The sequence below is a fragment of the Actinomycetospora sp. NBRC 106378 genome, assembly GCF_030269685.1.
Lineage (GTDB): Bacteria > Actinomycetota > Actinomycetes > Mycobacteriales > Pseudonocardiaceae > Actinomycetospora.
Genome location: NZ_BSTT01000001.1, coordinates 36,654 through 59,244 on the forward strand (window position 1 = coordinate 36,654; position 22,591 = coordinate 59,244).

The 22,591-nt window shown below is 75.0% G+C and carries 26 protein-coding genes; 10 read left to right on the top strand and 16 right to left on the bottom strand.

Annotated features, from left to right (window positions below):
- Positions 1-45 precede the first annotated feature (45 nt).
- From QSK00_RS00200 to QSK00_RS00210, 3 genes are all read left to right on the top strand, one after another.
- Positions 46-681, top strand: a complete 636-nt coding sequence (locus QSK00_RS00200) for a L,D-transpeptidase (protein WP_285586258.1) — start codon at positions 46-48, stop codon at positions 679-681.
- 259 nt (positions 682-940) lie between these two features.
- Entirely contained in the window at positions 941-1,627 is a 687-nt protein-coding gene (locus QSK00_RS00205; RefSeq protein ID WP_285587885.1) for an SDR family oxidoreductase, read from the top strand.
- An 83-nt stretch (positions 1,628-1,710) separates the two neighbouring features.
- Complete coding sequence (locus tag QSK00_RS00210; protein ID WP_285586260.1) at positions 1,711-2,868, top strand: acyl-CoA dehydrogenase family protein; 1,158 nt, start codon at positions 1,711-1,713, stop codon at positions 2,866-2,868.
- A gap of 639 nt (positions 2,869-3,507) precedes the next feature.
- Here the strand turns inward: QSK00_RS00210 and QSK00_RS00215 are convergent.
- The 5 genes from QSK00_RS00215 to QSK00_RS00235 form a co-directional block, all read right to left on the bottom strand.
- Positions 3,508-4,824 carry an LLM class flavin-dependent oxidoreductase gene (locus QSK00_RS00215; protein WP_285586263.1) on the bottom strand — a complete coding sequence of 439 codons (1,317 nt, stop codon included), beginning with the start codon at positions 4,822-4,824 and terminating at the stop codon, positions 3,508-3,510.
- On the bottom strand, positions 4,824-5,279 hold the full coding sequence (locus tag QSK00_RS00220) for a MaoC family dehydratase (RefSeq protein WP_285586265.1): 456 nt from the start codon (positions 5,277-5,279) through the stop codon (positions 4,824-4,826). The genes QSK00_RS00215 and QSK00_RS00220 overlap by 1 nt, the downstream gene beginning before the upstream one ends.
- Before the next feature lie 30 nt (positions 5,280-5,309).
- Positions 5,310-6,503, bottom strand: a complete 1,194-nt coding sequence (gene ftsW / locus QSK00_RS00225; RefSeq protein ID WP_285586268.1) for a putative lipid II flippase FtsW — start codon at positions 6,501-6,503, stop codon at positions 5,310-5,312.
- A gap of 79 nt (positions 6,504-6,582) precedes the next feature.
- On the bottom strand, positions 6,583-7,488 hold the full coding sequence (locus tag QSK00_RS00230; protein WP_285586270.1) for a cytochrome c oxidase assembly protein: 906 nt from the start codon (positions 7,486-7,488) through the stop codon (positions 6,583-6,585).
- Positions 7,489-7,538: 50 nt separating this feature from the next.
- Positions 7,539-8,075, bottom strand: a complete 537-nt coding sequence (locus QSK00_RS00235) for a recombinase family protein (protein ID WP_285586273.1) — start codon at positions 8,073-8,075, stop codon at positions 7,539-7,541.
- Positions 8,076-8,503: 428 nt separating this feature from the next.
- On the opposite strand from QSK00_RS00235, the gene QSK00_RS00240 reads away from it, so the two are divergent.
- From QSK00_RS00240 to QSK00_RS00255, 4 genes are all read left to right on the top strand, one after another.
- Positions 8,504-9,523, top strand: a complete 1,020-nt coding sequence (locus QSK00_RS00240; protein ID WP_285586275.1) for a hypothetical protein — start codon at positions 8,504-8,506, stop codon at positions 9,521-9,523.
- Between the two features lie 32 nt (positions 9,524-9,555).
- Complete coding sequence (locus QSK00_RS00245; RefSeq protein WP_285586277.1) at positions 9,556-10,038, top strand: DnaJ family domain-containing protein; 483 nt, start codon at positions 9,556-9,558, stop codon at positions 10,036-10,038.
- Between the two features lie 116 nt (positions 10,039-10,154).
- Positions 10,155-10,499 carry a hypothetical protein gene (locus tag QSK00_RS00250; protein WP_285586279.1) on the top strand — a complete coding sequence of 115 codons (345 nt, stop codon included), beginning with the start codon at positions 10,155-10,157 and terminating at the stop codon, positions 10,497-10,499.
- A gap of 76 nt (positions 10,500-10,575) precedes the next feature.
- Positions 10,576-11,454: an alpha/beta fold hydrolase gene (locus QSK00_RS00255; protein WP_285586281.1), complete on the top strand. Its 879-nt coding sequence runs from the start codon at positions 10,576-10,578 to the stop codon at positions 11,452-11,454.
- Here the strand turns inward: QSK00_RS00255 and QSK00_RS00260 are convergent, their stop codons facing one another.
- Both QSK00_RS00260 and QSK00_RS00265 read right to left on the bottom strand, forming a co-directional pair.
- Positions 11,455-11,799: a DUF3040 domain-containing protein gene (locus tag QSK00_RS00260; RefSeq protein WP_285586283.1), complete on the bottom strand. Its 345-nt coding sequence runs from the start codon at positions 11,797-11,799 to the stop codon at positions 11,455-11,457.
- A gap of 57 nt (positions 11,800-11,856) precedes the next feature.
- Positions 11,857-12,417 (bottom strand): TetR/AcrR family transcriptional regulator, encoded by a 561-nt coding sequence (locus QSK00_RS00265; RefSeq protein ID WP_285586284.1) that lies wholly within the window; start codon positions 12,415-12,417, stop codon positions 11,857-11,859.
- Between the two features lie 78 nt (positions 12,418-12,495).
- Between QSK00_RS00265 and QSK00_RS00270 the strand changes: the two genes are divergently transcribed.
- Positions 12,496-13,950 carry an MFS transporter gene (locus QSK00_RS00270; RefSeq protein ID WP_285586285.1) on the top strand — a complete coding sequence of 485 codons (1,455 nt, stop codon included), beginning with the start codon at positions 12,496-12,498 and terminating at the stop codon, positions 13,948-13,950.
- Positions 13,951-13,976: 26 nt separating this feature from the next.
- On the opposite strand, the gene QSK00_RS00275 is transcribed toward QSK00_RS00270, so the two are convergent.
- The 3 genes from QSK00_RS00275 to QSK00_RS00285 form a co-directional block, all read right to left on the bottom strand.
- Positions 13,977-15,236 (bottom strand): acetamidase/formamidase family protein, encoded by a 1,260-nt coding sequence (locus QSK00_RS00275; protein ID WP_285586287.1) that lies wholly within the window; start codon positions 15,234-15,236, stop codon positions 13,977-13,979.
- 68 nt (positions 15,237-15,304) lie between these two features.
- Complete coding sequence (locus QSK00_RS00280) at positions 15,305-16,792, bottom strand: amidase (RefSeq protein ID WP_285586288.1); 1,488 nt, start codon at positions 16,790-16,792, stop codon at positions 15,305-15,307.
- 14 nt (positions 16,793-16,806) lie between these two features.
- Positions 16,807-17,130 (bottom strand): putative quinol monooxygenase, encoded by a 324-nt coding sequence (locus QSK00_RS00285; RefSeq protein WP_285586290.1) that lies wholly within the window; start codon positions 17,128-17,130, stop codon positions 16,807-16,809.
- Between the two features lie 58 nt (positions 17,131-17,188).
- Between QSK00_RS00285 and QSK00_RS00290 the strand changes: the two genes are divergently transcribed.
- On the top strand, positions 17,189-18,004 hold the full coding sequence (locus tag QSK00_RS00290) for a helix-turn-helix domain-containing protein (protein WP_285586293.1): 816 nt from the start codon (positions 17,189-17,191) through the stop codon (positions 18,002-18,004).
- A complete protein-coding gene (locus QSK00_RS00295) occupies positions 18,001-18,420 on the top strand; it encodes a VOC family protein (protein ID WP_285586295.1) in 420 nt (139 codons plus the stop codon). The genes QSK00_RS00290 and QSK00_RS00295 overlap by 4 nt, the downstream gene beginning before the upstream one ends.
- Here the strand turns inward: QSK00_RS00295 and idi are convergent.
- The 6 genes from idi to QSK00_RS00325 all read right to left on the bottom strand — a co-directional run bounded on the left by idi (position 18,410) and on the right by QSK00_RS00325 (position 22,552).
- Positions 18,410-18,991, bottom strand: coding sequence for an isopentenyl-diphosphate Delta-isomerase (idi, locus tag QSK00_RS00300; protein WP_285586297.1), 582 nt, complete (start codon positions 18,989-18,991; stop codon positions 18,410-18,412). The genes QSK00_RS00295 and idi overlap by 11 nt on opposite strands.
- A 4-nt stretch (positions 18,992-18,995) precedes the next feature.
- Positions 18,996-19,448 carry a cyanase gene (cynS, locus tag QSK00_RS00305; protein WP_285586300.1) on the bottom strand — a complete coding sequence of 151 codons (453 nt, stop codon included), beginning with the start codon at positions 19,446-19,448 and terminating at the stop codon, positions 18,996-18,998.
- 24 nt (positions 19,449-19,472) lie between these two features.
- A complete protein-coding gene (locus QSK00_RS00310; protein WP_285586302.1) occupies positions 19,473-20,345 on the bottom strand; it encodes a formate/nitrite transporter family protein in 873 nt (290 codons plus the stop codon).
- A gap of 106 nt (positions 20,346-20,451) precedes the next feature.
- Complete coding sequence (locus QSK00_RS00315; protein ID WP_285586304.1) at positions 20,452-21,135, bottom strand: hypothetical protein; 684 nt, start codon at positions 21,133-21,135, stop codon at positions 20,452-20,454.
- Entirely contained in the window at positions 21,132-22,100 is a 969-nt protein-coding gene (locus QSK00_RS00320) for a hypothetical protein (RefSeq protein ID WP_285586306.1), read from the bottom strand. The genes QSK00_RS00315 and QSK00_RS00320 overlap by 4 nt, the downstream gene beginning before the upstream one ends.
- Positions 22,097-22,552 carry a hypothetical protein gene (locus tag QSK00_RS00325; protein WP_285586308.1) on the bottom strand — a complete coding sequence of 152 codons (456 nt, stop codon included), beginning with the start codon at positions 22,550-22,552 and terminating at the stop codon, positions 22,097-22,099. The genes QSK00_RS00320 and QSK00_RS00325 overlap by 4 nt, the downstream gene beginning before the upstream one ends.
- Between the last annotated feature and the right edge of the window lie 39 nt (positions 22,553-22,591).

Genomic DNA, 22,591 nt, shown 5'->3' on the forward strand with positions numbered 1-22,591 from the left:
GCGATCTCGACAGCACAACGGTTCGAGCGAGGTCGGGGGAACGCGATGCGGATGACCAGGGTCGGGATGGCCGGGTCGGCGGTCGTCGTGCTGGGCGCCATCGGAGTCAGTACGGGGCTGGGGCTCGCCGACGTCGGGACCGCGTCGCCCGCGGCCGTCGCCACGGCGGCCGCACCGGTCGCCGCTGCACCGCTCGCCGTGTCCCCCGTGACCGCCGGGGTCACGACGCTCCCGGTGACGACGCCGACGCGGCCTGCGGCCACGAAGGCCACCGCCACCTCCCGCGCCCGGACCGCGGGCACGAGCCGCCCGTCGTCGTCCTCCGCCCACCCGATGCCGTGCTCGATCTCCGGCGACGGCGCGTGCGTGTCGCTCTCCGCGAAGCGGGCCTGGCTGGTGCAGGACGGGAAGGTCGTGGCGAGCGCCCCGATCACCTCCGGGCGGCCCGGCGAGCGCACCCCGACCGGCACCTTCCACGTGACGTGGAAGGACGCGGACCACCGCTCCAGCGAGTTCGACGACGCCCCGATGCCGTGGTCGGTGTTCTTCAACGGCGGGATCGCCTTCCACACCGGGAGCCTGTCGCGGCAGTCGGCGGGCTGCATCCACCTGTCCGACTCGGTGGCCCGGCAGTTTTTCCGGACGCTCGCCGTCGGCGACACGGTCGTCGTCGTGCGGTGACCGGTGGGGTGACCCGGCGCCTCGTGGGGCGAGGCGCCGGGTACCGCACTGGGAACCGTTCGGGGTAGTTCCCGACGAGCGGAGCGCGGGCCAGCTGGGGAACGAAACGCCACGCCGTTGCTCGTCACCCTCCGTCTCCGGAGCGATGCCAGGCACAACGCCGTCCGGCACCCCTCGTGACGCGCCCGCGCCGTGCCGTACACGGTGGGGTGGAACGTCCGGATCGGGGTGTGAACCGCGTCGTTAGGGTTCTCCCGTGATCCCGCAACGTCCTCTCGCCCTGGTCACGGGCGCCTCGCGCGGTATCGGCGCGGCCGTCGCGGCGGCCCTCGCGCCCACCCACGACCTGCTGCTGGGTGGCCGCGACGCGACGGCGCTCGGCGCGGTCGCCGCCCGCCTGGGTGACCGCGCCCTGCCGTGGCCGGTGGACCTCACCGACCCCGACGCCCTCGCCGGGGCCACCGAACGCGTCGACGAGCTGGACGTCCTGGTGCACTCGGCCGGGGTGGGCCTGCTCGGGACCGTCGCCGAGCTCGACGTCGCGACCTGGCGGCGCCAGTTCGAGGTGAACGTCGTCGCGGTCGCCGAACTGACCCGCCTGCTGCTCCCGGCGCTGCGGGCGGCCCGCGGCACCGTGGTGTGCGTGAACTCCGGCGCGGGACTCACCGCGCGGCCCGGCTGGGGCTCGTACGCGGCGTCGAAGTTCGCCCTGCGCGCGTTCGCCGACGCGCTGCGCGGCGAGGAACCCGACCTGCGCGTCTGCTCGGTGCACCCCGGGCGGGTGGACACCGACATGCAGCGCGCGGTGGTCGCGCACGAGGGCGGCACCTACGAGGGCTCGCGGTACCTGCGGCCGGAGTCGGTGGCGGCGACGGTGCTGACGGCGGTCACGGCCGGTCGTGACGCGCACATCACCGACCTGGTCGTGCGGCCTGCGGAGACGTAGCGCAACGGAGCTCGACCACGCGGACGGGCTGAGCGCGGGAGAGAATGCCGTAGACACCGTCGTTCCCCCAGGAGGCCCCCGCCGTGGACCCGTCCGACTTCGCCGACGTCCTGACCTCGGTCCGCGAGTTCGTGCGCGAGCAGGTCGTGCCGCGCGAGGACGAGATCGAGGAGACCGACGAGGTCCCCGCCGAGCTCCGCGAGGCGTGCAAGGCCATGGGCCTCTACGGCTTCGCGATCCCCGAGGAGCACGGCGGGATCGGGCTGTCGATGGCCGAGGAGGTCGAGCTCGCGATGGAGCTCGGCTGGACCACCCCGTCGCTGCGTTCGCTGTTCGGCACCAACAATGGCATCGCCGGGCAGGTCCTGCTCACCGGTGGGTCGCCCGAGCAGCAGGCCGAGTGGCTGCCGCGGCTCGCGTCCGGCGAGGTGGTCGCCTCGTTCGCGCTGACCGAGCCCGACGCCGGGTCCGACCCGTCCTCGCTGACCACGAAGGCGGTCCGCGACGGCGACTCCTGGGTCATCTCCGGCGCGAAGCGCTGGATCACCAACGCGCCGTTCGCCGACGTCCTCATGGTGTTCGCCCGCACCGACCCGGACGCCGCGCCCGCCCGTGGCATCTCCACCTTCCTCGTCCCGACCTCCTCGCCCGGGGTGAGCTTCTCCGAGCACGACGCGAAGATGGGCCAGCGCGGGTCGTGGACCTGCGAGGTCTACCTCGACGACGTCCGGGTGCCCGCCGAGAACCTCGTCGGCGGCGAGGAGGGTCTGCACCGCGGGTACGTCACCGCGCTGAAGTGCCTCGCGCACGGCCGGCTGCACATCGCGGCGCTCTGCATGGGGATGGCCGCGCGCCTCGTGCACGAGACCGTCGAGTTCGCCACCCAGCGCGAGCAGGGCGGGCACGCGATCGCGACCTACCAGCTCGTCCAGGGCCTCGTCGCCGACTCCGTGACCGACTGGCACGCCGGCCGCGCCCTGGTCCGCGAGGCGGCGAAGGCCTACGACGACGGGTCCGACAAGGTCACCGGCCCGTCCACCGCGAAGTACTTCTGCTCCGAGGCGGTCGGGCGGATCGCCGACCGCGCGGTGCAGGTCCACGGCGGGTCGGGCTACATGCGCGGCGTCCCGGTCGAACGCATCTACCGGGACGTCCGGCTCTTCCGCATCTACGAGGGCACGAGCCAGATCCAGCAGGTGATCATCGCGCGCGGTGCACTGGGCAAGGCCGCGCGTTCCTGACGACGGGTGGTGCCCGGCTCCCGGCGCGCGCCGGACCGGGCACGTCGGTGTGCACCTGCCGGTCGGCCGGGCGACCCGTGAGGATTCTGCGCGTCCCGCACACAGTCCGGTCGGCCCGGCTACCGACTCGTCCGACCCCTACGCGCCACGCACACACTCGGGTCCCTCCGGCCACCGACTCGTCCGACCCCTGCGCGCCACGCACACGACAGGAGCGGGCCCAACGCCGCCGGAGTGCCCTCTCGTCCCTTCCTGCGCCGATTCCGTGCAGCTTGTCGTGGTCATCCGCGCGACCACGTTCTCCCTGTCGCGCTGGATCAGAACGACAAGGCATCGGGCGATCGCCGGAACCCGCGACAGGGCCGGCAGGTGTGTGCGCGACGCGCAGGGGTCGCCACCACCGAGCACCGGCCCCGCCGGACTGTGTGCGCCACGCCCAGGGGTCGCCACCACCGAGCACCGACCCAGCCGGACTGTGTGCTCCACTGGCAGGCGTCGCCACCCCCGTAGCGCCGGCCCCCGCCCTGGGCGCCTCACCCGGCGTGCGCCCAAGGACCCGGCCCCACCCGCCGTCGGGAACGCGGCGTTCCTGCCACTGGGCGACAGCAACGACGCTTTCCTGGCACGAGGGTGGGGGCGTCAGCGCAGGGCCAGACGCTCCCGGAGGGTCCCGCCGACGGGGACCGCCGGCATCCGGCCCCGGCGCCGCAGCTCGGGGACCACGTGGTGTGCGACCTGCTCGAACGTCCCGGGCACGACGGCGTAGGCGAGGTTGAACCCGTCCGCGCCGGTCTCGTCGACCCAGTGCTCCATCTGGTCGGCCACCTCGGCACCGGAGCCCACGGCGACCGGGCCCCGCCCGCCGACGGCGAGGTGGCGGGCGACCTCGCCGACGGTCCACTCGCGGGTCGGGTCGTCGGTGGTGAACGAGGCGAGGGCGGACCGGCCGGCGTCGGACTCGACGTAGCGCAGCGGCTGGTCGGGGTCGATGCCGGTGAGGTCGAGCCCCGTCCAGCCCGCGAACAGGGCCAGCGCGCCCTCGAGGGAGAACGACGCGAGGTACTCCGCGTACAGCGCGTCGGCCTCCGCGGAGGTCGCGGCCACCACCGGGGCGAGCTGGCAGAACACCGTGACCGAGGCCGGGTCCCGGCCGGCGTCGGACACCGCCGACCGGAGCCGGTCGACCTGGCCGGCGAGCACCGTCGTGGACGGCCCGGAGATGAACACCGCCTCCGCGTGCCGACCCGCGAACGCCAGCCCGCGCGGCGAGGCGCCCGCCTGGAAGATCACCGGCGAGCGCTGCGGGGAGGGCTCGCAGAGGAAGGGGCCGGGGACGTCGTACCAGCGGCCGTGGAAGGCGATGTCGTGCACCTTCGCCGGGTCGGTGTAGGTCCCGCCGGAGCGGACGACGGCGTCGTCCTCCCACGACTCCTCCCAGAGCCGCCGGCACACCTCGAGGTACTCGTCGGCCTGCTCGTAGCGCTGGTCGTGGGCGACCTGCGCACCGAGGCCCAGGTTCGCCGCGGCGCTGGCCAGGTAGCCGGTGACGACGTTCCAGCCGACGCGGCCCTTCGTCAGGTGGTCGAGCGTGGTGAAGCGTCGCGCGAGGGCGTACGGGTGCTCGTAGGACGTGGAGACCGTCACGCCGAAGCCCAACGACGACGTCACCGCCGCCATGGCCGAGACCGGCATCATCGGGTCGCCGAGCGGGATCTGGATGCCGGCGCGGACGGCCGCGTCGCGCGAGCCGCCCGCCACGTCGTAGACCCCGAGCACGTCGGCGAGGAAGAGCGCGTCGAACCCGGCGTCGTCGAGCAGGCGCGCCAGGGACGTCCAGTGGTCGAGGTCGGTGTAGCGGAACCCCTCGTCGGCCGGGTGCTGCCAGAGCCCCGGCGACTGGTGGCCCGCGCACATCATGGCGAAGGCGTTGAGGTGGATCCTCGGGCGGGCGGGCATCAGAAGTACGCGCGCGTGACCCACTCGGCGATGCACGCGGGCTTGGGCATGCCCTCGATCTCGACGGTGACCGTCGAGACCACCTGCACCCCGTTGTCCGGCAGGTCCTCGGCCTCGGCGATGGTGACCCTCGCCCGCACCCGGCTGCCGACCCGCACGGGCGACGGGAAGCGCACCTTGTTCAGCCCGTAGTTCACGCCCATGCGCACCCCGTCGAGGCGGCGGGCGGAGTTCGCGAGGTGCGGCAGCAGCGACAGCGTGAGGAACCCGTGGGCGATCGTGCCGCCGAACGGGCTGGACCTCGCCTTCTCCGGGTCCACGTGGATCCACTGGTGGTCCTCGGTGTCGTCGGCGAAGCCGTCCACCCGGGACTGGTCGACGGTGAACCACTCCCCCGGGCCGAGCTCGCGCCCGATCGCCCCTCGCACGCCGTCCACGCCGGCCAGGATCTCCACGTCTGCCTCCTGAAGTGATCTCCGAGGACCCTAACGCCGCAGCGCCACCCGGGCCTCGGGCTCGTCGCGGGCGGCGGACGCCAGCAGCCCGAGGGAGACCATGCTGACGATGACCGAGGTCCCGCCGGCCGAGATCAGGGGCAGGGTGATCCCGGTGACCGGCAGCAGGCCCAGCACGTAACCGATGTTGATGACGGCCTGCGCCACGAGCCAGACCGTCAGCGTCGCGACCACCACCCGGTTCCACGGGTCCACCGTCCGCGCCGCGATCCGCAGGCCCACCCACGCCAGCAGGCCGAACAGGCCGAGCACGGCGCAGGCGCCGACGAGGCCGAGCTCCTCGCCGAGGATCGCGAAGACGAAGTCGTTGGAGGCGTTGGGCAGGTAGCTCCACTGCGCCGCGCCCTGTCCGAGCCCGTCGCCGAGCAGCCCGCCGTCGGCCAGGGAGTACAGGGCCTGCTGCGACTGGTAACCCGCGCCGAGCGAGTCGTCGCCGCTGCCGAGGAACGACGTGAGGCGCGCCAGCCGGTAGCTCGCGGTCACGGCGAGCACCGCCACCGCGCCGAGCGCACCCGCCCCCAGCAGCCCGAGCAGGCGTCCCGGCACACCGGCGAACCACAGCAGCGCGAACAGCACGACGACGATGCCCAGCGCCGACCCGAGGTCGGGCTCGACGACGACCAGACCCGCCGTCAGGACCCCGACCGGGACCACGGGGAGCAGCCGCCGGACCCCGGCGACGCGGCGCTGCGAGACCAGCACGTGCGCGCCCCACAGCACGAGCGCGAGCTTCGCGGGCTCGCTGGGCTGCAGGGACAGGCCCCCGACCACGAACCACTTCTGCGCCCCGGCCACCGACGACCCGAGGCCCGGCACCAGCACGGCGACCAGCGCGAGCAGGGACACCCCGAGCAGCCACGGGCTCGCCACCCGCCAGCGCCGCACCGGGACGCGGCCGGTCAGCCAGAAGGCGACCCCGCCGACGGCGCAGTAGACGAGCTGGTGGACGAACACGCCGTACGGGCTGCCGGTACGCGTCAACGAGTCGATCGACGACGCCGAGAGCACCATCACGAGACCCAGGCCCGCGAGCACCACGGTCAGCCCGACGACGAGGTAGTACGACGCCAGCGGGCGCCGCAGCGTCGCCGCCACCGTGCGTCGCAGCGTGACGACGTGGGGGGCGAGGGGGCTGCGCCGCGGGCGGCCGGGGACGGCGGTCACGCCGCTCAGCCTCCGCCAGGATCCGTCCCGACGGCGGGACGTGCCCGACCTGCGTGCCCGGGCAGCATCCGGACAGAGCTCACCGGCCGGGCTGCTCCCACCACAGCCCCGAGCCGCGCTCGCCCGCCGCCTCCTGGGCGTCGAGCTCCGCGTCGATCCGGCGTGCCTCCGAGGCATCGGACGCGGCGAACCGGGCGGCGATCGCGGCGAGGAACGGCAGGCCGGCGAGGTCCCCGCCGATCCACCACACGCCCGCGCCGATGGCCTGGTCGTCGCGCGGGCTCGGGCCCCAGGTCCGGTCGACGCCCGTGTAGTGCGCGACGGCCAGCAGCGGCCCGAGCCAGAGCACCAGCCCGAGCACCCCGTCGGTGACCACCTCGGCGATGGCGATGCCGAGCGTCAGGCCGTGGTGGGTGGTGCGCGGGACCGGATCGATCTGCAGCCGGCTCACCGCGTACAGCAGCCCGGCCGCGAGCAGCCCGAGGGCCACGAGCCCGCTCACGGCGGCGCTCTCCAGCTCCAGCGGGTAGAGCCCCGTCAGGTACAGCACGAACGGTGGGGCGACGAGGGCCAGCGTCGCGATGCCGGGCGCGCACAGCGCCCGCGCGGGTCCCGACCGCCGCAGCCGGCCGAGGGTCGCGACGGCGGGTGCGGGGAGCGTGTCCCGCGCGAGGGTCAGCGGGGCCCCGGCGGCGAGGAGCATGGGGGCGACCACGAGCAGGACGACGCCCTGGAGCGCCCGGGTCCAGAACAGCGTGTCGTCGTAGACCGCGATCGCGCTGCAGCCGATGACGCCCAGCAGGAGCACACCCGCCCCGAACGCGACGGTGCGCCGCGCCGGCCAGGGCCCGCCGAGGCGCCGCACGCCGAGGCCGTAGCCCCCGCCGAGGACCGCGACGCCACCGAGGACGCCCGGGGCCGCGGTCCAGCTGGTGAGCAGGCGGGCGGCGGTCAGCGGCGGCAGACCCGCGCCCGGGACGATCACCGCCGCAGCACACGCCCGCGCGCGTACGCCCGGCGTGAGGTCCGCCGTCGTCAGGACGGGCGGCGCAGGTGGCCGTAGACGGTGGTGCGCGGGACGTCGAGGGTCTCGGCGATCTCGGTGACCGAGCGGCCCTCGTCGTAGAGCCGCTGGGCCCGGGCGGCGGCCTCCGCGGTCAGCCGTGGCGGGCGGCCCCCCCGGCGGCCCCGGGCGCGGGCGGCGTCGAGCCCCGCGCGGGTGCTGGCGGAGACGAGGGTGCGCTGGAGCCCGGCGAGCAGGTCGAGGGTGGGGAGGACCCCCGTGTCGCCGTCGGACGTGGTGTCGACGTCCTCCTCCAGGGAGCGCAGGTGAGCACCGACGGCCAGGAGCCGCTGCCCGACCTGGACGAGGTGCAGGACCGACGAGGCGAGCCGGTCGAGACCGGTGACCACGAGGACGTCGCCGTCGCGCAGGTCACCGAGCACCGCCTCGAGCTCCGGGCGCGCCCCGCGGGTCCCCACCGAGGTGTCGATGCGGATCCGCTCCGCGGCGACCCCGGCGGCGCGCAGACGCTCGACCTGGTCCGAGGCGTCGTCCGTCGCCGACGCCACCCGTGCATAGCCCCGCAGCACTACCGCCTCCACTTCGACGTCGGTTCGGAGGGGGCATCGCCGCAGAGCCACGTTCCGTAACGCCGCCGGTGACCGCAGTGATCACCGACGCGACCACTTGACGTCGGGAACCTCCATGCCGGAACCGCTTCCGGGGAGCGGCGGCCGGGCGGATCGCCGCAGGTGGCACACCACGGACGAGTGACGAAAACTCGGTACCCTGCGTTACCGGATCGGGCGTGCGCCATCGAACCGCACTCCCTTGTTCACGATTTCGTGATGCAACCGTGACCTGATTCGACCCTCCGGGAGGACCCCCGCGCGTCCGAAACGGTGGAACCTCCCGGAACGACAGGGTGTCGGAGCGGTCGACGAGGTGCCGCCGGACGGAGCAGGGCCCGCAGGGCCCCCGGGAGGAGTGGGTGGACGTGCGCAAGACCGTCGCGATCGGCGTGGCCGTCGTGGTCGCCGTACTGGCGGTGGTGGCCGCCGGGGCGCTCGGGAGCGCCGTCGCGTGGGCGGCCGCAGCCGTCCTCGTCGTCGTCGCCGCCGTGGTGGTCGCGACCGTCACGCTGCCCCCGGGCGTGCAGAACGCCGTCGTCGCCCTCGGGGCCGTGCTCGGACTGGTGGGGATCGCGATCGCCGTCGCGGAGTTCGGGGTGCGCGGCTTCCGCACCGAGTCGACCGCGACGCTGCTCGGCCTCAGCGCCGGACTCGCGGGCCTGCTCGTGGTGGTGGGCGTCGTCTCGGCCCGCTCGTTGCCCGCGCCCGCCCTCTGGGGTGGCGCCGGCCTGCTCGCCGCGATCGCCCTGGTCGCCGGGCTCGTCGTCACCGCGACCGTGCCGTGGCTGCCGCTCTCCCGCGCCGTCGGCTACACCACGGCCGACGCCGCGACCCAGGTGACGCTGTCCACCCCGGCCGGCGTGGAGGAGGGCGACACCCTGGTCGCCCAGGTCTTCCGGTCCGGGGCGGGCCAGGTGCAGGCGCCCGCGGGCTGGACCGCGCTGCGGACCACCGCGCTGCCCGGCGGCGCCGGCTCGGTGTCGCTGTTCACCTCGACCGCGACGGACGCCACCGGCCCCGTCACGTTCACGTCGGACACCCCGGCGACGCTGCTCGGCGGCATCGGCGCCTGGTCGAACATCACCGGGGTCACCGTGCCCGGCGAGACCACCGGCTCCGGGACGACCGTCACCGCCGCCCCGGCGCCCGCGGACAGCTCCACCCAGGTCCTCTACTTCGTCGCCGGCACCGGCGTCGCCGACATCGTGCCGCCGGAGCCGCTGAGCGACGCGTGGACGGTCAAGGCCGACGACGTCGTCAAGGCGACCACCGCCCTGGTCGCCCGCCCGGCGCTCTCGGACGACGCGGCCGCCCCGGTCTCGCTCACCTCCTCGGCACCGCTGAACGCGTGGGCCGTGCAGACGGTGGTGCTCACCGCCCGGTAGCGGGGCCCGCCCGGCTCGGGCACCGTGGAGGCGTGCGGGGCGAGCCGGGCGAGACGTACTGGGAGCGCTACGAGTCGCTGATCGACGAGCAGATCCGCCGCGCCACCGCGGAGGGCGCGTTCGACGACCTGCCCGGGGCGGGGAAGCCCCTCGACCTCCCCGCGCGCGACGACGAGCACTGGTGGGTCCGCTCGAAGATGCGGGCCGAGGGCGTGCCGACCGAGGCGCTGCTGCCCCCGTCGCTGCGGCTGCGCAAGGACATCGAGCGGCTCGACGACGACGTGCGCGACCTCGCCGACGAGGCGGCCGTCCGCGCCGTCGTCGCCGACCTCGACCGCCGCGTCGTGGCGTTCCTGCGCTTCCCCGCCGGACCCCGCGTCCCGATCCGGCGCCCGTCGGCGGACGCCGTCGTCGAGCGCTGGCGGGCCGCCCGGGCCGCGTGGACCCCGGAGCCCTCCCCCGTACCGGCCCCGGGCCGTCGGCCGTGGTGGCGCCGCCGGGACCGCCCTTCCTGACGACGGGTCCGTCGGCTCCGCGTCGCGCCCCGCACCGGAACCGGACGCCGGGACCCACACCGGGATCACAGGGACGTCACACGACCCGACCAGGGCCGGGCCGCACGCTGCTGATCATGACCGCACCGGACTCCCCCGCTTGGTACGACGCCACGTCGACCCACGTTCCCCGTACGCCCGTCGGCGGCACCGACCCCGACACCGTCCGCACCCACGCCGTGTACGGCGCCCCCGCCGACGCGGCTCCTGCCCCCGCACCCGTCGTCAAGAAGACCGCACGCACCGTCAGCGCGAGGATCGCGGTCGCGATCGGCGTCGTCGCGTTCCTGCTCGGGGTGGGCGTCTCGACGCTCACCGGACCGCTGCTCGGCGGTGGCCCCGGCGGCCCGGGCGGCCCGCACGGGACCAGCCAGCAGTCGGTCCAGCAGGGCACGACCGGTCCGACCACGACCTCCTCGTAGCCACCGCTGGCGCTCGGCCCTCGGGCGGGACAGACTCCTGACCCGCTGACCTGCCCGAGGACGAGGAGCCAGCCGCATGACCGAGCCCACCCGCATCGACGTGCCCTCCGCGGGCGGCCACACCCTGGCCACCTTCCGCTGGCTCCCGAAGGGCGAGGCCCGCGGCGTCGTGCAGCTCACGCACGGGATGGGCGAGCACGTGCGCCGCTACCAGCACCTGGCCGACCGGCTCTCGGGGCTCGGCTTCCTCGTGCAGGGGCAGGACCACCGCGGGCACGGCGCGACCGCCGAGGCCAACGGCACCGAGCCCGGCGTCCTGGGCGAGGGCGGGTGGGACGAGCTGGTCGCCGACATCGGGCGCCTGCTCGAGCGCGGCCGCGAGGACGCACCCGGCGTGCCGGTGGTGCTCCTCGGTCACAGCATGGGGTCGTTCGCGGTGCAGCAGTGGCTGCTGGACCACTCCGCGGAGGTCGACGCGGCCGTGCTCACCGGCACGTCACTGCTCGACCAGCTGGAGGCGGCCATCGACACGAGCGGGCCGATCGACCTCTCGGCCTTCAACGCGCCGTTCGCACCCGCGCGCACCGACTACGACTGGCTCTCGCGGGACGAGTCGCAGGTCGACGCCTACGTCGCCGACCCGTGGTGCGGGTTCGGCCTGGACCCGGCGGGCGGCGCGGGCATGTTCGCGGGCGGCCGCGGGGTCGCCGACCCGCAGCGCCTCGACGCCATGCAGAAGGACCTGCCGATCTACATCGCGGTCGGCGAGCACGACCCGGTCGGCGGGCCGGTGGTCCTCGCCCAGGCCCTCGCGGACCGCTACACCCATGCCGGGCTGACCGACGTGACGTTCCGGATGTGGCCGAACGACCGCCACGAGATCCTCAACGAGGTCGACCGCGACGACGTGGAGAACGAACTCCTCGACTGGATCACGCGCGCCGTGAAGCGCTGATCACCAGAGCGGGCGGAGCCGGGAGAGGATCACGCCGACGACCGGCGGCACCACGACCGGGGCGAAGGCGGTGCCGATCGCGCCGACCGTGAGGAGCGCCGTCGCCTGCAGGTGGATCCCGAGGATCAGCGGGACGAGGCCGACCAGCACGGTCACGACGAACGCCACCAGCGTCATGATCTGGCCGCTGCGCAGCCGGTGCGGCTCGGAGACGCGGCGGGCGAAGCGCGGGTCCGAGGACCGCAGCGTCCCGACGAGCGAGGCGAAGCCCCGGTCGACCGGGGCGCGTCCGCCGTCGGCGCGGGCGGAGTCGGGACGCTGATCGTCCTCGTCAAACGAGTGCACGACTCCAGAGTGACCCGCAGCGGTCCATGAGCACACCGTGGGGTCGGACACGCGGGGTCAGGGGGACTGCTCCGACGGGGCGCGGACCCCGAGACGTTCGAGGGTCGTCTCCCAGTCCCGGGTCAGGGGCGTGGAGCGCTCCCCCGCGATCGCCCGCAGGTAGATGCCGTCGCCGACCGCGGCGATCAGGTCGGCGGTCAGCTCGTCGCCGGTCTCCTCGGCGAGCACCTCCCGCCACGCCGAGATCGAGGCGCGGGCCGTCGTCGCGGCCGCCTCCTCGGTGCCCGCGACCTTGAGCACCGCCACCATCGCGCGGAAGAAGTCGCTGTCGCTCGCCGGGTCGTCGGCCGAGGTGCGCAGGTAGTAGTGCGCCACGGTCTCGGTGCCGGCCGCGGCCGCCGCCCGCGCGGTCGCGATGTCGGCCTCGGTCAGGGCGGCGACCCGCTCGAGCATCCCGCCGAGGAGGGCCTCCTTGGACCCGAAGTGGTAGAGCAGCCCGCCCTTGGAGACCCCCGCCCTGGCCGCGACCGCCTCGAGCGTCACCGTCTCGGGACCCTCGCTCACCACGTGGTCGACGTAGGCGTCGACGATGCGGTCCCGCTGGGACGGTCGGGGCATGGGTCGGACCGTACACCGTCCAGCTGGTACAGTTTCGTTACTGTACCGTCCGGACTGTCAAGCAACAGGAGTCGTCCCATGCCCAGGCGAGCCCTCGCCCTGGGGGTGCTCACCGCCCCGGTCCTGCTGATCACCCTCGACATGACCGTCCTCGGCGCCGCCCTCCCCGCCATCAGCGAGGACCTGCGGCCGGGCGCGGCGACGCAACTGTGGATCGTCGACGTCTACTCGTTCGTGCTCGCGGGCCTGCTCGTCGTCGCGGGCTCGCTCGGCGATCGCATCGGCCGGCGCCGCCTGCTGCTCATCGGGACGGCCGCCTTCGGCGTCGCGTCGGTCGCGGCGGCGTTCGCGCCCACGGCCGGCGCCCTGGTCGCGGCGCGGGCCCTGCTCGGCCTGGGCGGCGCCACGCTGATGCCCTCGACGCTGTCGCTGATCAAGACCGTCTTCCCGGAAGCGGACGCCCGCCGCCGGGCCATCGGGGTGTGGGCCGCGATGTTCTCCGGCGGTGCGGCGGCGGGCCCGGTGATCGGCGGCTGGCTGCTCGAGCACTTCTGGTGGGGCTCGGTCTTCCTGGTCAACGTGCCGGTCTGTCTCGCCCTGCTCGCCGTCGGCCCCGTCCTGCTGCCGGAGAGCCGTGACCCGCACCCGGGCCGCTTCGACGTGCTCTCCGCGGGCCTCGCGCTCGCGACGATGCTGCCGGTGGTCTACGCGGTGAAGTCCGTCGCCACCGACGGGCCCACGACGACGGGGGCGCTGGCCGCCGCCGTCGGGCTCGCCTGCGGGTGGGTGTTCGTGCACCGGCAGCGGACCCTCCTCGACCCGTTGATCGACCTCACGCTGTTCTCCCACCGCGCGTTCTCGGTGTCGGTCGCGACCAACACCCTGTGCGTGTTCGCCCTGGTCGGCCTGCTCGTCCTGGTGCCGCAGTACCTGCAGCTCGTCGTCGGGATGTCGCCGCTCGAGGCGTCGCTGTGGCTGCTGCCCGGGAGCGTCGCCGGCATGGCGGGTGCCCTGGTCGCGGCGCGCCTGGCCCGGCGGTTCGCGGTGCGTCGCCTCGTCGTCGGCGGGCTCGCCGTGGCCGCGGTGGGCTGGTCGGCGCTCGCCCTGCTCGCCGTCGGGGCGGGACCGCTCGTGGTCGTCGTCGGGATGACGGTGGCGGGCCTGTCCGTCGCGATGGTGGAGACCCTGACCACCGACCTCGTCCTGACCTCCGCGCCCACCGACCGGACCGGCGCCGCCTCGGCGATCTCCGAGACCGGGTTCGAGCTGGGCGGCGCGCTGGGGATCGCCGTGCTCGGCAGCGTCACCGCGGCCGTCTACCGCGCGGGCCTCCCCGACGGAGTGCCCGGCGAGACCCTCGGCGGCTCGCTCGCGGCCGGGGTCGACGCCGCGGTGGCCGGCCCGGCGTTCACCGTCGCGCTGGCCGTGGCGGCCGCGGTCGCGGCGGTGACCATCGCGTACGCCGCGTGGCAGGCGCGCCTGCTGCGGCCGGTCGAGGCGGAGCTCCCGGTGTCAGCCGTGGCCCATCGCTGACACCTGAGGTCAGGCACGGGACACGCTCACGCCCCGAAGTCGGCCTTGCGGATGAGGGCGTGCACCCCGGTGGTGCGGTCGACGACCTGGGAGACCTGGAAGTCGGCCGCCGCCGAGAGGTAGGCGTAGGCCATCGGGGCGGGCATGCCGCGGTCGGACACGAGGAAGGCGAGGGCCCGTCGCACGGCGTCGCGCATGGCGAGGTCCAGCGAGGTCTGGTTGCCGCCGCCGTCGGGACCGTCCGGGTCGGACAGGCCGATCGGCACCCAGTGCGTCGGGGTCTCGCCGAACGGGAAGGTGAAGGCCGCCCGCGGGGCGGGCCCGCCCGGCGGGATCGAGGTGAGCCGCAGCGTCGCCCGCAGCGACCCCTCCATCGCGGTCAGCGCGACCTCCCCGTCGCCCTGGGCCATGTGCGGGTCGCCGGTGAAGAACAGCGCGCCGGGGACGCGGACCGGCAGGTAGAGCCGCGAGCCGACGACCAGGTCGTTGACGTCGAGGTTGCCGCCGGCGTCGGTGGGCGGGACCGAGTCGACGAGCGCGTCGGTGTCCCGCGCGACCCCCATGACGCCGAGGAACGGGGCCAGCGGGAACGTGGCCGGCCCGAGGGTGCCCACGAGACCGGTGGGCCCGGCGGAGGCGGGGGTGAAGACGCTGACCTCGCCGCCGGTGTTGAACCAGCGCGCGAACTCCGGGCGGCCGTCCCACTGCTCGGGCAGCTCGCCGGGCAGCGCACCCTTGCCGTGGCGGTTCGAGACGACGCCGTAGGGCACGCGCAGGGCGAGGTCCAGGACGTCCACGGCGAGCGTGTGGCCCGGCTCGGCGCCGCGGACCGCGATCGGTCCGGTGATCACGTGCGGCCCGGGCCCGTCGTGCGGGGTCTGCCGGGCCACGGCCGCCGCGTCGGTGAGCACGTCCCCCGCGGCCACGCCCTGCCCGGTGAAGTACGCGACCGGATCCTTGCCCTGGTCCTCGAGGACGCCCTCGTGGGAGATCGTGTCGACGACGACGGTGGCCCCGTTGTCGACGGTCGTCACCGGACGGGTGCCGCGGGTCGGCAGCCGGCCCCAGAGGACGTTCTGCGGCGTGGCGGGCACGTAGTTCGGCGGCACCGACCCGGTGAGCGGCTGCAGGACGGCGATGCCGCCCGGGGCCTGCGCGGGGGCCGCGCTCGAGCACGCGGCCGTCCCGAGCGCGGCGACCCCGGCGCTCGCGAGGAGGAAGCCGCGGCGCCCGAGGGCTCCCCGCAGCGTCGTCGACCACTGCTCACCCACCGGTGTGTCCGACATGTCGGACACCTGATCAGCTGCGCGACGCCCGGAGGTTGCGCCCGTGTGACGTCGGGCGCCCGCCGGGGTCAGCCGTGGCCCACCACTGACACCCGACGTGAGGAACGGGACACGACCGGCGGCACGGCGCGGGCGTACCCCGTGGCCGCCTCGTGGGCCAGCGCGACCTCGAGCACCCGACGGTCCCCGCCCGGTGGGCCGATCAGCTGGACCCCGACCGGCAGCCCACCCGGCGTGAACCCGGCGGGCATGCCGAGCGCCGGGACCCCCGCCATCGACCACGGCGCCACCGTCTCCATCCAACGGTGGTAGGTGTCCATCGTCCGGCCGGCGATCTCCCGCGGCCAGGTCACCTCGACGGGGAACGGGTGCACCTGGGTGGCGGGCGCGACGAGCACGTCGAACCGCGCGAACATCCCGACGACCGCGCGGTACCACTCGGTGCGGACCGCGGCGGCCCGGTGGACCTGGAGCGCCGTGAGCGCGAGGCCCTGCTCGATCTCCCACACGAGCTCGGGCTTCAGGTCGCCCCGGTGGTGCTCCAGCAGCGGCGCCATCTCGCACGCGTTCCACCCGCGCCAGACCAGGAACGCGTCCCACAGCGCGTCGAGGTCGAACGGCGGGACGACCTCCTCGACGGCCGCTCCCAGCCCTTCGAGCACGTCGACGGACCCGCGGCGCGCCAGGTCCAGCAGCCCGTCCTCGCACGCCAGACGACCACCCAGGTCGCCGAGCCACCCCACGCGCAACCTCGACGGATCGGCCGGGCACAGGTCGGTGAGGTCCAGCGGGTCGGCGCGGTCGAGCGGACCGACGGGCGCATCCCCTATCGGCGTGCTCGGTTGCTCTGTCATCACCCCGAACAGCGCCGCGAGGTCGGCGACGGAGCGGGCCATCGGACCGGCCTCGCCGAGCTGCGCGACGAAGCCCGACACGCCGGGCACGCGTCCACGCGAGGGACGCAGGCCGTACACCGACGACCAGGCCGCGGGGTTGCGCAGCGAGCCCATGTAGTCGCTGCCGTCGGCCGCGGGCAGCATCCGGCACGCGAGGGCGGCGGCGGCGCCGCCACTCGAGCCGCCGACCGTGCGGGCCGGGTCCCACGGGTTGCGGGTGACGCCGTGCACCGGGTTGTAGGTCTGGGAGCCGAACCCCATCTCCGGGGTGTTCGTGCGCCCGACGAACACCGCCCCGGCCGCCCGCATCCGTGCGACGTGCGGGGCGTCGACCACCCCGACGCGGTCGCGGAACACCGGCGACCCCGCGGTGAACGGCTGCCCCGCGACCTCGGCCAGGTCCTTCACCGCCTGCGGCACTCCGTGCAGCACGCCGCGCCACCGACCCGCGGCCGCCTCCTCGTCGAGCCCGGCGGCCTCGGCCAGGACGGCATCGGGGTCGCGGCGGTCGACGACGGCGTTCACGGCCGGGTTCAGCCGGTCGATCCGCGCGAGGGTCGCCTCCGCGACCTCGACGCAGGACACCTCGCGACGCCGCAGCGCGGCCGCGAGGTCGACGAGGCCGAGGTCGCTGATCCCGCTGAGCTCGGTCAGCTCCACCGGGTCGAGCTCCCCTATCGCGGCTTCACCTCGCCCATCTCGCCCCAGCCGTCCTGGTCGACCCCCTGGACGCTGATGATCTTGGGGGTCTCGGCCACGTAGTCCGGGGCCTCGTCGACGAACTTCTTGAAGTGGTCGGAGTTCACGTGCGCCTCGCCGGCGCCGTCCTGGAACGCCTCGACCAGCTGGTAGGTGTTCTCCTCCTCGAGCGACCTGCTCCACTCGAAGAAGATGTTGCCCGGCTCCTGACGGCAGGCCTCGGTGAACTCACGCGAGAGCTCCGGCCAGCGGTCCGCGTACTCGGGCTTGATCGTCCACTTCACGGCAATGAAGATCATGCGAGGATCCTGCCCGATGGTGGCGCTCGGCACACCCTCCTGCGGCCACACTGTGCGGATGGGCAGGTCCGTCACGCGCCACGTCTACGACATCCGGGACACCGCCGCGGGCATCCACCGCGCCCTGCCCTCGCCGTTCCTCACCTTCGTGGTCACCGTCGACGCGCCGCTGCGCATGCTCGGTCCCGACGGCGGCCCGACGGACTTCCGCCTCTGCCTCGCCGGGCTGCACGACACCCCGGGCACGATCGTGCACCCCGGTCACCAGCGCGGCATCCAGGTCTCCGTGGACCCGCTCGCGGCGCGCGCCCTGTTCGGTCTCCCGGCCGCCGCGCTCGCCGGGCACTCGGTGGAGGCCGCGGAGGTACTCGGGCGGATCGGCGGGGAGCTGGGCGAACGCGTCGACGCGGGCACGACCTGGGACGCCCGCCTCGCCGCGCTCGACGACGTCCTGCTGCGGCTGCGACACGCGCACGACGACGGCCGCCGGACCGCCGACGACCTGCGTCGCGCCTGGGCCCGCGTGCAGGAGGGACGACCGGTCCGCGAGGTGGCCCGCGAGGTCGGGTGGAGCCCCGACCACCTGTCCCGCCGCTTCACCGCCGAGTTCGGGGTGCGGCCCTCGGTCGCGGGCCGGATGGCGCGCTTCCACCGGGTGCGGCGCGAGATCGCGCGGCGGGCCGGGGCCGGGCGCCTCGACCTCGCGGGCGTCGCCGCCGACCACGGCTACGCCGACCAGGCCCACCTGGCCCGCGAGTTCCGGGCGTTCGCAGGGTGTTCCGCGACGCGCTGGGTCGCCGAGGAGGTGCACGGCGGGCTGGTCGGATCCGTCCAAGACGCGGAGCCGGTCCCGGGGACATCGTCGGCGGCATGAGCGCACCCGCACCCCAGGTCTGGCCCACCCTGCGCGCCCGCGACGCGCGCGCCCTCGTCGACTTCTACGTCGCGGCGTTCGGCTTCACCGAGACGGTCGTGTACGCCGGCGACGACGGCGTGATCCAGCACGCCGAGCTCGCCTGGCCGCCCGGCGGGGGGATCATGCTCGGCCAGGAGCGCGAGGGCAGTGACGGTGGAGCGTGGCCGCTCCGGCCCGGCACCTTCGGGGGCTACGCCGTCACGCGCGACGCCGCGCACACCGACGAGGTCTACGCGCGGGCGATCGCCGCCGGGGCCACGCCGGTCTCCGCGCCCTACGACACCGACTACGGCTCGCACGACTGCTCGGTGCGTGACCCCGAGGGCAACCACTGGTCGTTCGGGACCTACCCGGGCCACCCGCTCACGCGCTGAGGCGCGCCGCGGGTGGCAGGGCGGACGGGTCGCCGGTGGGCCACCGCGCCGGGTCGCCGTGGACCGCGAGCTGGGCGACCTGCTCGACGCACCAGGGCGAGAGCCCCGGCCACGACCCCTCGCGGGCCCCGTCGTGCAGGGTCGTCCAGGGGACGGCCCGGACGTCGTCGACCTCGGCCGGGTCCGGTGCCGGGGCGCCCGTGGCGGTGGCGACGAACACCGGGCACATCTCGTGCTCGACCACGCCGTCCTGCTCGGCGCGGTACCGGAAGCCGGGGAGCACGAGCCGCACCGACCCGACGTCGAGACCCAGCTCCTGGCGCCCGCGGCGGACGACGGCCTCGTCGAGGGCCTCGCCCGGCGCGGGATGACCGCAGAAGCTGTTGGTCCAGACGCCGGGGAAGGTGCGCTTGTGCGCCGCCCGCCGGGTCATGAGCAGCCGCCCGTCGTCGTCGACGAGGTAGCACGAGAACGCGAGGTGCAGCGGCGTCGCCGCGTGGTGCACCTCGGATTTCGCGGCGGTCCCGATGGCGGCACCGTCGGGATCGAGGAGGACGACGAGCTCGGTCACGGACCTAGAAGACCTTGTACGGCAGGAACTTGCCACTCCAGACGAGCTTGACCCGGTCCCCCTTCGGGTCCTCCTCCCGCTCGAAGGCGAGCTCGAAGTCGATGGCGGACATGATCCCGTCGCCGAACTCCTCGCGGATGAGCTCGTGCAGCGCGCTGCCGTAGACCTGCAGCGCCTCGTGCAGGCGGTAGGTCACGGGCTCGGTCGGGTCGATCGCGGCCTCGCCGCGCACCGGCGGCAGGGAGAGCGCCGCCACCGCGTCGTCGTCGAGTCCGAGCACGCCGCCGACCTTCTGCGCCTGCTCGGCGTCGAGGGGCTGCTGGCCGAGGAGGGCGGAGGTCGTCCAGACCAGGGAGCGGTCGAGGGCGTCGGCGAGCTGCTGCCAGCTCAGGCCCTTCGCCTCCTTGGCGAAAACGACCTCGCGGCCGGCGGAGAGGCGGTCGTGGGTGGGGCTCATGGGTTGCTCCTCGTTCGAGAGGGGTCAGGCCTGTGCCACGGGGCGCGCGGTGTCGTCCGACGCCGCCCCGTCCCCCGCGTCGTCGCGGGGGAGGTCTTCGGTGTGCGCGCGGCCGAGGTACCCGTACGCCGCGCCGATCAGCGCCCCGCCGACCAGGTTACCCAGCCCGACCCACAGCAGGTTCCAGGCGAAGGCACCGACCGTGACGGCCGGGACCCCGGCGAGCAGCCCCAGCGTCATGATCGTCATGTTCGCCACGACGTGGTCGAAGCCGGTGGCGATGAAGGCCAGCAGCACCCACAGCAGGAGCAGGAGCTTGGCGCCGTCCGAGCGCGTCCGGGCCGCCATCCACACGCCGAGGGTCACGAGCATGTTGCAGAGCAGGCCGCGCAGCAGCATCGTGTCGACGCCCTCGGTGACCTTCTTCGTGGCGACCGACTCCAGCATCGCAGCCCCCGGGGGCAGCGAGCCCGGCGTGGAGACCAGCTCGAGGACGCCGCTGCCGTGTACCAGCAGCGAGAACACGATCGCGCCGACGAGGTTGCCGACGAACGACACCGCGATGATCGCGGCGACCCCACCGACCCCGGGCCCGCGCAGCCGGTCGAACAGGCCCATGACCGACACCATCATGTTGCCGGTGGAGAGCTCGGCGCCGGCGAACACCACGAGGGTCAGCGCGATACCGAAGACCAGGCCCTGGACGAGCTTGCTGAACGGGGAGTCCGCGGCCTCGAGCGGTCCGGCCGCGGCGAACATGAGCACGACCGCGACGCCGACGTAGGCGCCGGCGAGCAGCGTGTTGATGCCGTAGGCCAGCGGCATCCGCAGCTCGTCGGTCTTCTTCTCGCCGGCGACGGCCTGCTCGCGGACGGCCTCGGGCACGGAGATCGGCATGGCTTCCCCCTCCGGGCCGGGTGCCGGCCGCGTCAGGGGTGCAGTGCCTCGTGGCGACCGCGGGAAAACCGGAATCGTGTGAACAGGACGAAACATCCGTTCCGGATCAGACCAGGCAGGGGCCGGCCGTCGTGGTCACGGTCGTGCTCCAGGGCCCGGTCCAGGCGCCCGCCGTCGCCCGGACCCGCAGGTACACGGTGGTGCGCAGCACGGCCCGCACGGTCACGGTCGCGGAGAGCGCGGCGGTGCTGCCCGCCGCGACCGGCGCAGCGAAGTCGGTCGTCGTGGCGGCCTGGTACTGGTAGCCGGTCGCCGCGGTGGCCGCCGTCCAGCCCAGGGTCGCCGCGGCCGCGCCGAGGCCGGTCACGACCCCGCTGGTCGAGGTGGTCGGCGCGACCGTCGTCGTGGTCGGGGCGGCGGTGCTGCCCGCCGCCGTCCCCGAGGTCGTCGGCGCGGCGGTCGTGGTCGTCGTCGACGCCGCCGGCGTGGTGGTCGTGGTGGCGGCGCGGGCGGTGGCCGTCGTCGTGGTCGTGACGACCACCTGCCCGGGGAACGCCTCGACGCCACCCGACCCGGCGGAGAAGCGCGCGGACGCCGCGCTCGCACCGCAGGCCCAGGCGCCCGCCGTCGCCGTCGTCGTGCCGAGGGCGTTCGCGCGGGCCGTCGCGCTGCCCGGCCCGCTGCTCGTCCACGCGGCCCACGCGACGCCGGCGCCGGCGAACAGGCCGACGACGGTCACGAGGGCGAGCAGCCCGCGGCCCACGGGGCTCGGCGGGCTCGGTGGGCTCACGGGGCGCTCACCACCGAGACGGTCACCGGCACGGTGAACGTCGCCCCCTGGCAGCCGGTCTCGGACGCGGTCGACATCGCCACCGCGCCCGTCAACGTGAGCGTCCCGCCCGCGCCCGCGGCGAGCGTGACCCCGCTCGGGGTCTGCGCGGTGAAGGTCACGCCGGTGGTGGTGCACGTGCCGACGCCGCCGCTCGCGGTCACCGTCCCGGCCGGCGCGATGGTCGCGACCCGCACCCGGTAGGGGTTCGGGTTGGTCACCGTGACGACCGCCGTGCCGGTGCTGCCGGGCGTCAGCAGCCCGGAGGTCACCGCGCTCCCGGCGACGGCGGTGGTGGTCGGCGCGAGTGCGGTCCGCCCGACGAGACCCGGCCGGCCCGAGCCCGACGCCAACCAGGCCGCCACCGCGACACCGGCCGCAGCGAGCGCGGCGGCGATCAGGACGAGCACGACGACGAGCGTCGTGCGGCTCCGCCGCCGGAACCGGCGCAGCCACCGGCGGCGGGGCCGCGGCGACGGCTCGGCCGGGTCCCCGGGGCCGTCCGGGAGTGCGGGGGCCGGGGCCGGGGCGGGCACCCGCCGGACCGGGGACGGCCCGTCGTCGGGACGGCGGGGCGGGGCCGGGCGGGCGCTGCGCCCCCGCGGCAGGGCCGGCCCGACGGGCACGCCGCCCGCCGGGGTCGGCCGCGGGTCGCGCTCGCGCGGGACGACCGGCGCCGGGGTCCCGACGTCGGGTCGGGGCGCGTCGGCCGGGACGGGGAAGGCTCCGGACGGCACGGCGAAGCCGGCCCCGGGCCGCCGCGGACCGGTCGGGACCCGGATCGGCTCCGTGACGGCGTCCGGGTGCGCCGGGCGGCCGCGTGCCGCGCCGGCGAGGTGGCGGGGACGCCGGCCCGGCAACGGGATCGGGCCCGTGCGCTCGACCGGTCCCCGCCCCTCCCGCTGGAGCAGCGAGTCGACCTTCACCCCGCCGCGGACGCGAGCTGCGCGGTGAGCGGCATCGTGAACGACTGGCCCTGGCAGCTGTTGTCCGGGTCGGCGGCCATGGTGGCCGTCAGGGTGTACGGCGCGGAGCCGTTCGGCGCGATCGTCCCGGCCGGGTTGGTGACGGCGGGGCTGGTCACCGTGCCCGCGGGGCAGCCGCCGGAGGTCTTGTCCGACGAGCTCGTGCTGATGCTCGCGACCTTCACCGGGTAGGGGTTCGGGTTGTTGATCGTCACCGTGTAGCTGGTGGTCGAGCCGGGGTAGAGCTGCGCACCCGACGACGACGCGGAGATCGTGGAGTTCACGGCGACGCTGGAGGTGTTCGACCCGGAACCGGTGCCGCCCGAGAGGTACGCGGCGAACGCGACGCCGGCCCCGGCGAGGACGAGCAGGATCCCGCCCAGGACGGCGAGGCGCTTGCGGTTGTTGGTCATGCTCCGTCGACCTGGTCGGGACCTCGTCGTGACGCAGGG

Coding starts and splice junctions, on each gene's coding strand:
- QSK00_RS00200 (WP_285586258.1), top strand. CDS start 46: ATGCGGATGACCAGGGTCGGGATGGCCGGGTCGGCGGTCGTCGTGCTG.
- QSK00_RS00215 (WP_285586263.1), bottom strand. CDS start 4,824: ATGCCCGCCCGCCCGAGGATCCACCTCAACGCCTTCGCCATGATGTGC.
- QSK00_RS00250 (WP_285586279.1), top strand. CDS start 10,155: ATGACCGCACCGGACTCCCCCGCTTGGTACGACGCCACGTCGACCCAC.
- QSK00_RS00255 (WP_285586281.1), top strand. CDS start 10,576: ATGACCGAGCCCACCCGCATCGACGTGCCCTCCGCGGGCGGCCACACC.
- QSK00_RS00265 (WP_285586284.1), bottom strand. CDS start 12,417: ATGCCCCGACCGTCCCAGCGGGACCGCATCGTCGACGCCTACGTCGAC.
- QSK00_RS00270 (WP_285586285.1), top strand. CDS start 12,496: ATGCCCAGGCGAGCCCTCGCCCTGGGGGTGCTCACCGCCCCGGTCCTG.
- QSK00_RS00275 (WP_285586287.1), bottom strand. CDS start 15,236: ATGTCGGACACACCGGTGGGTGAGCAGTGGTCGACGACGCTGCGGGGA.
- QSK00_RS00285 (WP_285586290.1), bottom strand. CDS start 17,130: ATGATCTTCATTGCCGTGAAGTGGACGATCAAGCCCGAGTACGCGGAC.
- QSK00_RS00290 (WP_285586293.1), top strand. CDS start 17,189: ATGGGCAGGTCCGTCACGCGCCACGTCTACGACATCCGGGACACCGCC.
- QSK00_RS00295 (WP_285586295.1), top strand. CDS start 18,001: ATGAGCGCACCCGCACCCCAGGTCTGGCCCACCCTGCGCGCCCGCGAC.
- cynS (WP_285586300.1), bottom strand. CDS start 19,448: ATGAGCCCCACCCACGACCGCCTCTCCGCCGGCCGCGAGGTCGTTTTC.
- QSK00_RS00310 (WP_285586302.1), bottom strand. CDS start 20,345: ATGCCGATCTCCGTGCCCGAGGCCGTCCGCGAGCAGGCCGTCGCCGGC.
- QSK00_RS00325 (WP_285586308.1), bottom strand. CDS start 22,552: ATGACCAACAACCGCAAGCGCCTCGCCGTCCTGGGCGGGATCCTGCTC.